Genomic DNA, 11,739 nt, shown 5'->3' with positions numbered 1-11,739 from the left:
TTTTCTCGTTAATGAAAGCGGCTACGCGGCCAATGGTTTGACCTTTGTTGTCAACTAAAATCCAGCGTATGCATTGGCCATGCTTAAAGAAAGGGTTTTTTTCTTCGTCGAATATTTTCTCGATGTCCTGGTCTAGCGGACGGATCCAGCTCGGATCGTTTTGATAGATGGTCTCTACAACATTTAAAAATTCTATTTTCGTTCCTTTGTCTTTAACGGGTACGATCTTCATTTGCGGCATGGATTTAAAATAAAAAGCACCCTAAAAGGATGCTTTTAAATATAAGGTTTTTAAACTTGGTTAGTATCTGTCGTCGTCATCGTCGTCATCGTCAAAACTTTCGAAGGTGTCTAAATCGTCTAACGGCATATCGAAGTCGTCGTCATCGTCTTCGTCCCTGATATCACGATCTTGGATATCATCATCTTCTTCTTCATCTGATTCCTTTTTGCTAGACATCGGCTTGTTCAATGGGTTTTTCTGAATAGGTTTTTTTGGCGTTTTCATAACACAAAAAATATTAATTGTCGGAAAGTTTTAACGATTACTCTAAATTACAAAAAATCTTTTTAAATAGAAAGAAACCTGTTTTTTTAGAATTTTATTTGAGCCAAAATTAATATAAAATCATTCTTTCTGAAAGTTTTTTTGTTTTTTTTCGGGGCTCGAAACGTAAGGGATTAAGGCGCAGCCGGACAACTTTCGGAGAAGAGAAAACAGGCATTAAAACAAAAAAGCGTCTCGAGTTTTTCGGGACGCTTTTAACACACAAATGAAACCTGAATTGAGATATAGTTTTAGGTTAGGTTAAAAAATATCTTTGTCAATCCTATAAGAACGTTTTTAAAACAAACCCATCTGGGTTGTTGAATATCTTATAACAAGTTTAATGCTATTTGAACAATGATTGGAGAATATTTAGTGAGTGGTATGAATAATTGAGTAAACGGTAAAAATTACTGCAATGGGACCAAAATTGTAATGGAAGTGCCACTTTTTCCCAGCTGTTCGATGTACAATTGTATAGGTTTTGCTTCAATCCTGTTCAATAAATTGATCCTTTCTTTGGTTAGGCTCATGCCTTTGCTTTGATGGTTGCCTTTCTTTTGGCCCAGCGAATTGTTGATTCCTACGCCATTGTCGATAATCTGGATGCGCAGGTAATCATCGTCTTGCTGGTTGATTTGGATATTGACCTCGCCACCTTCTTCTTTTGGCATAATGCCGTGCCATATTGCGTTTTCGATGTAAGGCTGCAAAAGCATAGAAGGAATAAGGGTTTCTTCCTTGTCGAGCTGCTGATCTATCTGGATGCTGTAAATGAGCTTGTCGCCAAAGCGGTTTTTCTCTAAGCTGAGGTATAGATTAAGGTATTCGGTTTCTTCTTCCAGATTGATATAGCTCTTGGTACAGATCTCGAGGTTCTTTCTGATGAGCCTCGCAAAGCCCGTGAGCACCTTGTTGGCCGAAGAAGTGTTTTTGGTGTTGATGTAGTGCTGGATGGAGTTCATCACGTTGAACACGAAATGGGGGTTCATCATGGCCTGCAGCGCCTGTTGCTCCAACATCAGGATTTTGTTTTTCAACAGCAATTGTTCCTGTTCCTTGTTCTTCTGCCTTTTGGTAATGCTAACGGTTATGGCATATAAAATATAGCCACCAATGACCAGTAGCAGGGCGAAAAACCACCAGGTTTGCCAAAAATGCTTTTCGAGCACAAAGTTGAATTTGGCGGGCTCGCTCCAAGGGCTGTCCTGGCTTTTTGCGCTTACTTCAAAACAATAGGTGCCTGGTTCCAGCGAAGAAAGCTCCAGTCGCCTGTTTTTGGTTTCAGACCAATTGGCATCGGGCTTTAGGCGATATCTGTACAATATTTTACGGTTTTTAAAGTCGATAGCGCTATAGTTGAAGGTAATGTTGCGTTCGTCTGGCTTGAGCACAAAACTGGCCGAACTTAAATCGAGCACCTCCCTGTTGTTAAGAACCGAAGAAATATAGATTTTTGGCGCTTTGGTTTGCGCTGCTCTTTGGCCGTGTGCAAAATAAACCAAGCCGTTGTTGGTGGCAAAGTAGGCCGTGTCGGTATCGATGTACAGGTCGTTCAGGTCGTCTGATAGCAGGTCGTTGGCATAATCGAACGAATTGATGCTAAAGCTGTTCTGGGCTGTCGAAATGCGGGTGATGCCGGTATTGCTGATGGCCCAAAGGTAATTGTCTTTAACAAAAAGCCTGTTGATGATGTTGTTGTTGAGCCCGTCTTTCTGGGTAATGTGCCTAATTACCTTGCCGTTCTGAAAAATAACGATGCCGTAGCCATCGGTGGCCATGGCCAATGTGCCGTTGGCCAGCTCCTTGATATCGTTGATGCGCTTGGTGAGCAAAGGCGCATGCTCGTAATATTTGTTGAGCACGCCATGGTTAAACTCCGAAAGCCCGCTGATGTTAGAAAACCATAAATTCTGCCTGCTGTCGTAAAAAACGCGATAAGAACGGTCCTTGAAATAATCTTGCTGTTCTTTGTAGTTGAGGGAAGAGAATTCGAATTTGTTTGTGCGGTCGTTGATGATTACCACGCCCGAAGAAAGGGCCAAGGCCAGTTTGGAGCTGGTATCGATGCTGAAATTCTTGACTACAAACACCGAATTGTTGGTCTCCTTTAAAAAGCGAAGCGATTTTTGTTGCGGACTGGCAGCCGAAATCGAACCGAGGCCATAATCGGAAGCAAAATAAAGGGTATGGTTCTTTTTGTCGATCAGCAGTTGCTTAATGGTATTGTATTTCCGTTTATCGGCGATGTTGATTTGCTGTACACTTTTCGATTTGAGGTTCAGGATATTGAGGTCGCCGCTGCCCATGCCGAGCCACAGTTTGCCCTTTTCGTCTTTGGTTACGCTTTTCACTACTTCGGTGCTCAAGCCCTGGTCTTTATTGATAATGTAAAGCCTCTCTTTAGCAGCAGGCAAGCGGTAAATCCCGTTTTTGGTGGTGAACCACATGTTCTGGCTGTTGTCTCTGATTACCTGGTTCACATCCACGTTTTTGAGCAGCTGCTTGGTATTGCCGTCGTAATCGATTACATAAACGCCGCTATTGTTGCTTAGCCAAAGTTCGTCGTCGTTGGCATAAATATAACCCGGACTATTGCCGAGCAGTTCTGGGGCTACGCGTAAAACCGGTCTGCTCATCGCACCCGATTTGATGTTTAAACCATCCTTATTTAAGAAGTAAACCAGTTTGTCTTTGGTTAGTGCGAGCGTTTTATAAGAGAGTGGCAAGAAATCGTCTTCGATGAGCACGAAATTGTTTCTGATGTACAAAAAACTAGCCGTGGTGCTATAGGCCCAGATATTGCCATGCAGGTCTTCATAAATAAAGGCATTGGCAAATTGCTTTTCCATGGTAGGAGAGCTGTATTTGAGTAGCGATTCGCCATCCCATACGCCAATAATGTTCTTATTGGTGCCAAACCAGATGCGGCCTTTGCTGTCTTCGAAAAAAGAAACAACTACCGCGTTGAAATTGAGTTTTTTGAGCTCTTTGTCGTTGTCGGGATTATAGATTTTGCCATTGTAGAAATAGCTCAATTGCCCATTGAGCGACAAAAACCAGATCCTGCCCTTTTTGTCTTCCCTCAATTGCAGCACCTGGTTGTCGGGTAGCCCATCATCAACAGAAAAGTTTTCGAACATGGCGCCGTCAAAGCGGCTTACGCCGGCATCGGTGGCTATCCAAATATAACCTTTGCGGTCTTGCAAGGTATAGTAGCAGTTGTTGCTGGGCAAGCCGTTTTTGGTGGTATAGTGCGGCAGGTAGGCCGTTTGGGCAACAGCTCTTGCATTGGCGAATAGCAATAAGGCCAAAACAGCAAAAAATAAACGCAAACAAGCTCTAGCTCTCACTTTGGATATTGGTATAGGCTTTAATGGCATCGAAAAAATCGCTCGCTCTTCTGCGCGATACGTTGATGGCCTCGCCGTTGGTTAATACGACCTGTAGGCCATTTTTAGAGTTGTATTCTTTTACGTATTTGAGGTTAACGATGCTCGACTTATGGATCCGCACAAAGCGTTCTTCGGGCAATATCTCTTCGTAGTCCTTCAGGATTTTGGAAACCGCAATTTTTTCGAGGTTGGCCAGGTGGAATACCGAGTAATTGCTGTCGGCTTCAATGCGTATAATTTCGTCTATATCCACTAGTCTGTAGCCTTGGCCACTAGGCAAGGTTATTTTTTTGATGTTGCTCCGCTCGCTCAGGTCGTTGGCCAGGTTTTTCAGGCTTTCGTTGCGGTTGTTCTCGGCCTTGTTCAGTTTGATGTATTTGGTAGCCTTGGCTACGGCCTCTTTCAATTCATCTATATCGATGGGTTTAAGCAGGTAGTCGAGTGCATTGGCCTTGATGGCTTTCAAGGCATACTGATCATAAGCTGTAGTAAAAATAACCGTGGCATTGGCATTTTGGGCTTGCGGAATAAGCTCGAAGCCATTCTCGCCGGGCATGGCAATATCTAAGAAAATCAGGTCGACATTGTATTGGCTCAGCAAGGCCCTTGCATCGTTTACCGACTTGGCAATGCCCATAATATTGACGTTTTCGCAATTTTCCTGCAGGAGGAAATAAAGCGAGGAACGCGCAAACTCTTCATCATCAACTATGATCGCATTTAGCATAGGTTAGTTTTAATAGGGCTTAATTTATCAAAAAAAGCAGGAAATAGGAAATATTCGGTGCGATTAAATCCAAAGGCACCATTCTTCCGTATGTTATTTCAAAACCTAATTAATTGAACCTTAACCTAAATTTCATTCGTATGGAAAATTTGAACGAACAAAACGTGCTCGAGGAAGAAAAAGGCATTTTTGATGCCAAACTTGAGCGACGTTCTTTTTTGCAGTTTGCGGGAGCAAGCGCAGCGGCTTTGGCGCTAGTGGCAGCTGGCTGTAGAAAAGACAGAACACCTTCGCCAATGGCCAGTGGCGTAACGCTCGATTTTAAAGACGATACCGGCGTACTTAATTATGCCTATGCCTTAGAGCAGCTGGAAGCCGCATTTTATATCCAGGTGGCTTCGAACCCTCCTGCCGGCTTTACGGCAACACAAAAAGCATATTTCCAAGATGTGCAGTTCCATGAGATTGCCCACCGCGAGTTTTTCAAAAAAGCACTGGGTGCTTCGGCAATTGCCAGCTTAGAGGTTAATTTTTCCGCTATTGATTTTACAAGTGCTACCAGCGTATTGGGTGCCGCCAAAACATTCGAAGATTTGGGAGTTGCCGCCTATAATGGAGCTGGTGTGCGTTTAAATAATGCCGCCAATTTGGTTATCGCAGGGCAGATTGTTTCTGTAGAAGCCCGCCATGCGGCTTGGGTAAGAGACCAGATTTCGCCTGGAAGCTTTGCCGACTTGGCTAGCCTTAGCGCTTTTGGTTCAGTTAATGCCAATGGCTTGGATGGTGCCTTAACCCCAGATAAGGTTTTGGGTTTGGCCGCTCCATATATCAAAACAAAAATCAACGTCATCAACCTTTAAAACCAGTAATCATGAATATTGTAAACATATTAGAAGAAATTGAAAAAGTTGACGGCGAAATCTATGAAAGATTAAGCCCAAGAAGAGCAGCCATGAAAGATTTTTTCAACATGGGCAAGAAAATCTCTTTGGCAGCGCTTCCGTTAGCTTTAGGTTCGATGTTTCAAAAAGCATATGGACAAACCAATCCCACTAGCGTAAATGAAGTTTTAAATTTTGCGCTTTCGCTCGAGTATTTGGAGTATCATTTTTATAACCATGCAGTAGTGGCCGCGCCCGGGCTCATTCCAACAGGTGCGCCATTAACGGCTATTACCACCATTCGCGACCATGAAAAGGCACACGTTGATTTGTTGGTTGGTGCTTTAGGAGCCAATGCCAGAACACCGTTGGCCTATACCGACTTTGATTTTACGGCTGGAGGTACTTTTGGCGACGTTTACACCAACTACTCAACTTTCTTGAAAGTAGCTACAGCTTTTGAAGATACAGGTGTACGTGCCTACAAGGGGCAGGCGCCTATTTTAAAAGGCATGCCGGTTTTAACCACAGCTTTGCAGATCCACTCGGTAGAAGCCCGTCATGCCTCGCATTTACGCCAAATGACAGCTGCTAATTTGGGTGTTGGGTTAAAACCTTGGATCAGTTTGGGACCAAACGGCATTTCGAACGATACCGGCGTAGCGGCTGCTGATGCTGTTTATGCCGGCGAAAACAATACGTTGCAAGCTGGTGTAGAAATTACAGGTATTGGTGGAGTTAGCGGTGTAACCAAAGCGGCTGCGGCCGAATCTTTTGACGAGTTTTTAACAGGCGCTGCGGTTAAAACCATTGCCAACCTGTTTATCGTACCAGGTAAGAGACTGACATAGTTTTGTTTATAGGTTTAAGTTGGAGGGGAGAGGCTCAAAGCCTTTCCCCTTTTTTTATTTAGTAGGTAATGACCTGCTCTTCCAGATGTGCGGGCAATTCGCGGTAATTGTATTTTTGGCCTCGCAACTGAGGCTCGAAGCCGGCTTCCCTGATGGCGGTTTGGATACCGTTTGCAGTGAAACGGTGTGGTGCACCAGCCGCCGAAACCACGTTTTCTTCGATCATAATTGAACCAAAATCGTTGGCGCCTGCATGTAGGCAGAGTTGGGCTACGGTTTTGCCAACGGTTAGCCAACTGGCCTGGATGTTTTTGACATTGGGCAGCATGATTCTGCTCAGGGCAATCATCCTTACATATTCGTCGCCGGTTACGTTGTTGCTAATGCCCCTTAAACGTTTCAACAAGGTGCCGTCGTCTTGGAAAGGCCAAGGAATAAACGCTAAAAAGCCATTGGCATCGGCCGGTTTTTCGCTTTGTACCGTTCTAATCCACACCAAGTGCTCAAAACGTTCTTCGATGGTTTCTACATGGCCAAACATCATCGTAGCAGAGGTGGTGATGTCTAATTGATGGGCGGCGCGCATCACGTCGAGCCATTCCTGACCCCCGCACTTGCCTTTAGAAATCAATCGGCGTACCCGATCGTTCAGGATTTCGGCGCCTGCACCGGGCAGCGAATCCATGCCGCTGGCTTTGAGCTCTTTTAAGACTTCGGTATGTGAAATGCCTTCCAATTTGGCAATATGGGCAATTTCTGGCGGACCTAAGGCATGCAGCTTCAAGTCTGGATAAAGTTCTTTGAGCTGCTTGAACAGGTTGGCATAAAAGCTCAGGCCTAAATCGGGATGGTGTCCGCCTTGCAGCAACAACTGGTCGCCACCCAGGCGAAAAGTTTCTTCTATCTTCACCTTGTAGGTTTCAATATCGGTAATGTAGCTTTCGTCGTGGCCAGGCCTGCGAAAAAAATTACAGAACTTACAGTTGGCAATACATACGTTCGTGGTGTTTACGTTACGGTCAATTTGCCAAGTTACTTTTCCGCTCGGAACCTGTATTTTCCTCAATTCGTTGGCTACATAGGCCAGCTCTGCTGTGGTGGCATGGTGGTATAAAAAAACGCCTTCTTCTTGGGTAAGGAAGTCGAATTTAAGCGCCCGCTGTAATAGATCGGCAGTATTCATAACACAAAGATAACTAAAAGGGATGTAAGGCGGGTGTAAAATTAGTCTCTAGCGGGAACTGTTGTTGGTTGCCAATTGCCAGTTGCCAGTTTTCGGTTAGCAAGATAACAGTCAGCCAATTTTCTAATCGCTTAATGAACAGGTTTTTAGTTGTCAGTTCGCAATGTAACAATCAACAAATGACTAATCAACCAATGATACCAACGAACTAATTTATCATAAAATAGACACATCTGCTATTTTGCCTAAGCGGTTTTGGCTTTTTCTCTATATTTACGCTCCTTAAAAAATATTATGGTAGACTTTAATCGTTTTACGCTGTCTAATGGGCTAAAAGTACTGGTACATGAAGACAACACCACGCCAATGGCGGTATTGAATATTTTGTATGATGTTGGCGCCAGAGACGAAGAAGCCGGACGGACGGGTTTTGCCCATCTTTTTGAGCACCTCATGTTTGGCGGTTCAATCAATATCCCGAGTTACGACGAGCCCCTGCAACGGGTTGGTGGCGAAAACAATGCCTTTACCAGCAACGACATTACCAACTATTACATTACCTTGCCGGCCGCCAATATAGAAACGGCTTTTTGGCTCGAAAGCGATAGGATGCTGAGCCTTGCCTTTTCCGAAAAAAGCCTCGATACGCAGCGTAACGTGGTGATGGAGGAATTTAAACAGCGTTACCTTAATCAGCCTTATGGCGATGTTTGGCTTAAATTAAGGCCGCTAGCCTATCAAAAGCATCCTTATCAATGGGCAACTATTGGCCAGGATTTGGCGCAGATAGAAAATGCAAAGATGGAGGATGTGAAAGCATTCTTTCAAAAACATTACAATCCGAAAAATGCCATTTTGGTAGTAGGCGGCAATGTAAAGACCGAAGAGGTGAAAAAACTGGCCGAGAAATGGTTCGAACCTATTCCGGCTGGCGAGAAATACGTGCGAAACCTGCCTAAAGAACCCGAGCAACAAGAGGCAAGAAGCTTAACGGTTAGTGCAAACGTGCCTTTAAATGGCATTTATATTGCTTTTAAGATGGCCTCCAGGCTAGACTCAGATTATCAGGTGTACGATCTTTTGTCTGACATTCTTTCGCAGGGACAATCCTCTCGCCTGTACAACAGCCTGCTCAAATCGCAAAAGCTGTTCAGCGAAATCAATGCCTATATTACAAGCAGCCTCGACGAAGGCCTGCTGGTGGTGGAAGGGAAATTGGTTGCCGGTGTAACCATGGCTGATGCAGAAAAGGCTATTTGGAAAGAACTGGAGAAAATAAGCGCCGAGCTGGTTAGCGAAGAAGAGCTGACCAAGGTAAAGAACAAATCCGAATCGATTATGGTATTTGCTGAAATGAGTTTGTTAGACAAGGCCATGAACTTGGCTTATTACGAGCTTTTGGGTGATGCAGCCCAGCTGAATACCGAAATAGATAAATACCTGGCCATTACGGCGGCCCAGCTTCAAAGCGTAGCTGCAAAAACCTTTGTAAAAGAAAAATCGTCTACCTTATATTATTTGGCCAATGCTTAACCGTACAATTGCACCTGATTTTAAACAGGTAAATGATATCCATTTTATTCATCCCCAAGCGCAGCAACTCGACAATGGCATTAAGGTTTTTACCATCAATGCAGGCAAACAGGAACTGGTGAGGATCGAATTCATATTTGAAAACGTAAATTGGCAGGCTAACAAGCCTTTGCAGACCATGGCAGTAAACGGCCTGATCAATAGCGGCACCAAACAGCTTTCGGCCAGAGAAATTGCCGAGAGGGTAGATTATTATGGTGCTTTCCTGCAAACAGACTATACTGCCGATCAAACCAATGTTACGCTCTATACCTTAAACAAACACTTAGAAGCTGTTTTGCCTATTGTTTGGTCTATCCTCAACGAAAGTGTTTTTCCGCAGCACGAATTGGATATTTATATCCAAAATCAGAAGCAAAGGTTACAGGTAAGTTTGCAGAAAAACGACTTCATGGCACGCAAAACATTTGCCAATGCCGTTTTTGGTCAGACACCGTATGGCGTAGATGTGCAGCTGACTGACTATGATGCCTTGACCCAGGCCGAACTGCTGGCTTATTTCAAGGCGGCTTATAAACCATCAAATTGCACTATAGTGGCAGCAGGTAAGTTTGAGGAGAACGAGTTTGTTGTTTTAAACAAAGTTTTTGGAGGCGAATGGGAGAATCATGAAGATTCGGCAGTCAACAGCTTTGGTTTTGAGGTCACAACTGGCCAAGAAATATACGTAGAGCGGGCAGATGCCTTGCAATCGGCTATCCGAATGGGTAATTTGAGCATTAACCGTAAGCATGCAGATTTTCCGGGCTTACAATTGCTCAATTGTGTACTTGGCGGGTATTTCGGGTCGCGTTTAATGGCTAACATCCGCGAAGACAAAGGCTACACCTATGGAATCGGGTCGAGCATTGCCTCGTTAAGACATGCGGGTTATTTCTTTATTGCCACCGAAGTTGGAACAGCAGTTTGTGCCAGTGCCCTGGAGGAGATAGCAAAGGAAATCGACCTGCTCAAAACGGAGCTGATCAGCAGCGAAGAACTAGATTTGGTCCGCAATTACATGTTGGGTTCGATGCTGGGTAGTTTGGAAAATGCTTTTTCGCATGCAGATAAGTTCAAAAACATCTACTTCTCTGGTCTAGACTACGATTATTACGACAGGTATATCCAAACCGTTAAAACCATGGGGGCCGAAGAACTGAGGCAACTGGCCAATACCTACCTGAACTGGGATGCAATGACCCGGGTAGTGGTAGGTCGAAAATAATCCTTTTGTTAGCATACAATTTTTATGAACATCCCTCAAGAAAACCCACAATATACGTATATCATCAACCCAGATCTGTCTAAAATAGATTGGGACTATGTAATTTCGCTTTTTTATAAAATAGAATGGAAGCACCGCAAGGCAGAAGAAATAGCGGCTGCCTTTAAAAACAGCACCACTACGCTTTTTATATTCGATAACGACCGGATTATTGCTTTTGGCAGGGTAGTGGGCGACGGCAGGTATTATGCCATGCTGGCCGATATTGTGGTAGACCCCGATTACCAGAAACAAGGTTTGGGCAAATATTTGGTTACCACACTCAATAACCAGTTAGAAAACTATCACTTCGTCAATTTGAGTGCTGCCCCAGGTGCCGACCATTTTTATAAAAGCATGGGCTGGAAAAAACAAACCACGGCCTTTATTTGGCCACAGGGCCCCAAGCAATTGAGGCAACATTGCGAGGCCGAATAGTTTCGAGATAATATTCGAGCATAAAAAATCCCGCATCGTTAGGAGATGCGGGATTTTTTATGGTGCTTTGGCCAAAATAGCCTTTTGCTTATCGGCCTGGTAAATTTTCTTGTAAAAATCTACCAGATCGTTGTATTTCTCGGGCGGAAACTTTTTGGCTTCCATCGTTTGTGTACGCGTGTAGGTAATGGTATTGCCTTTGGCTACAAACTTGGCCGTATAGGTTCCGAATTCAGACGTAATGCTGATGTCTTTGGGCAGAAACTCTATGGCATACGACTTTGGTAAAACGAAGTCGATTTCGTCCTGGTCCTGATAGCTGAACGGAACAGCAAAATAGGTTTTGCGCGTATCCATTTTAGCAGGTACGCTTTCCATGCGGTTTACCAAATTGAGTGTAAGAAAGGCTTTTTCGCCTCCTTTGCTCAGCAACTGATTGCTTTTTAAATTGATTTCCTCTGTCATAATTGGCAGGGCCTTGTTGGCCTGCTCATACTTGAAAGAGCCCAATTCTGCTCCCGGAATGTCAGTATTTTGATTGATTTTTTTGCGCTGTTCGGTCGGTTCGATCAGCAACATGCCAAAATTGTCTTCAAATTGAGCATTGCCATAAGCCGTTTTAATGTTGATATCGGCTGTGCCATCTTCCGCAAAATTCACTTTTGTTTTCCTATCCTGAAAATTTTCCTTGGCACTATAGACAGGGGTCCGTATTAGTTTGCCGCCATCTTCGGTTACCATCAGCACGTTGCGGTCTGAATTGTCGAAGCCAATAAAGCCCATCGGCATATGCTGGCTAGTACCTGTCTCTTATACACATCTAAAAAGGGGGGGGGGGGGGGGGGGGGGGGGGGGGGGGGGGGGGGGGGGGGGGGGGG

General features: G+C 44.3%; 10 protein-coding genes and 1 pseudogene. 5 read left to right on the top strand and 6 right to left on the bottom strand.

The features are described from left to right. From JHD69_RS17310 to JHD69_RS17295, 4 genes and pseudogenes are all read right to left on the bottom strand, one after another. Window positions 1-232 (bottom strand): annotated as a pseudogene (locus tag JHD69_RS17310) (GNAT family N-acetyltransferase); the annotation flags it as partial. Window positions 233-301: 69 nt separating this feature from the next. Beyond that, window positions 302-508 carry a hypothetical protein gene (locus JHD69_RS17305; RefSeq protein WP_199141605.1) on the bottom strand — a complete coding sequence of 69 codons (207 nt, stop codon included), beginning with the start codon at window positions 506-508 and terminating at the stop codon, window positions 302-304. Between the two features lie 449 nt (window positions 509-957). Further along, the gene (locus tag JHD69_RS17300) at window positions 958-3,900 is read right to left on the bottom strand and encodes a sensor histidine kinase (protein WP_199141604.1); all 2,943 of its coding nucleotides are present in this window, start codon (window positions 3,898-3,900) and stop codon (window positions 958-960) included. After that, entirely contained in the window at window positions 3,890-4,669 is a 780-nt protein-coding gene (locus JHD69_RS17295) for a LytR/AlgR family response regulator transcription factor (RefSeq protein WP_199141603.1), read from the bottom strand. Before JHD69_RS17295 ends, JHD69_RS17300 begins: the two co-directional genes overlap by 11 nt. A gap of 140 nt (window positions 4,670-4,809) precedes the next feature. Here JHD69_RS17295 and JHD69_RS17290 point away from each other — a divergent pair, with 140 nt between their 5' ends. Together JHD69_RS17290 and JHD69_RS17285 are read left to right on the top strand one after the other, a co-directional pair. Continuing rightward, window positions 4,810-5,529, top strand: a complete 720-nt coding sequence (locus JHD69_RS17290; RefSeq protein WP_199141602.1) for a ferritin-like domain-containing protein — start codon at window positions 4,810-4,812, stop codon at window positions 5,527-5,529. A gap of 11 nt (window positions 5,530-5,540) precedes the next feature. Beyond that, the gene (locus JHD69_RS17285; RefSeq protein WP_199141601.1) at window positions 5,541-6,401 is read left to right on the top strand and encodes a ferritin-like domain-containing protein; all 861 of its coding nucleotides are present in this window, start codon (window positions 5,541-5,543) and stop codon (window positions 6,399-6,401) included. 58 nt (window positions 6,402-6,459) lie between these two features. Here the strand turns inward: JHD69_RS17285 and JHD69_RS17280 are convergent, their stop codons facing one another. After that, window positions 6,460-7,584, bottom strand: a complete 1,125-nt coding sequence (locus JHD69_RS17280) for a CofH family radical SAM protein (protein WP_199141600.1) — start codon at window positions 7,582-7,584, stop codon at window positions 6,460-6,462. Between the two features lie 294 nt (window positions 7,585-7,878). Between JHD69_RS17280 and JHD69_RS17275 the strand changes: the two genes are divergently transcribed. Genes JHD69_RS17275 through JHD69_RS17265 form a run of 3 tightly spaced genes read left to right on the top strand, consistent with a single transcriptional unit; the run spans window position 7,879 to window position 10,861 of the window. Continuing rightward, on the top strand, window positions 7,879-9,117 hold the full coding sequence (locus JHD69_RS17275; RefSeq protein WP_199141599.1) for a M16 family metallopeptidase: 1,239 nt from the start codon (window positions 7,879-7,881) through the stop codon (window positions 9,115-9,117). Then, window positions 9,110-10,384, top strand: coding sequence for a M16 family metallopeptidase (locus tag JHD69_RS17270; protein ID WP_199141598.1), 1,275 nt, complete (start codon window positions 9,110-9,112; stop codon window positions 10,382-10,384). Before JHD69_RS17275 ends, JHD69_RS17270 begins: the two co-directional genes overlap by 8 nt. A gap of 24 nt (window positions 10,385-10,408) precedes the next feature. Then, window positions 10,409-10,861, top strand: a complete 453-nt coding sequence (locus JHD69_RS17265; protein WP_199141597.1) for a GNAT family N-acetyltransferase — start codon at window positions 10,409-10,411, stop codon at window positions 10,859-10,861. A gap of 57 nt (window positions 10,862-10,918) precedes the next feature. Here JHD69_RS17265 and JHD69_RS17260 read toward each other — a convergent pair whose 3' ends face one another. Continuing rightward, window positions 10,919-11,644 carry a hypothetical protein gene (locus JHD69_RS17260; RefSeq protein WP_199141596.1) on the bottom strand — a complete coding sequence of 242 codons (726 nt, stop codon included), beginning with the start codon at window positions 11,642-11,644 and terminating at the stop codon, window positions 10,919-10,921. Window positions 11,645-11,739 lie beyond the last annotated feature (95 nt).

Origin of the sequence: Pedobacter sp. ASV12 (genome assembly GCF_016429155.1) — a bacterium.
Classification (GTDB): Bacteria; Bacteroidota; Bacteroidia; order Sphingobacteriales; family Sphingobacteriaceae; genus Pedobacter.
Note: the sequence above shows the minus strand (reverse complement) of the source record. Positions and strands in the feature narration are given on the sequence as shown.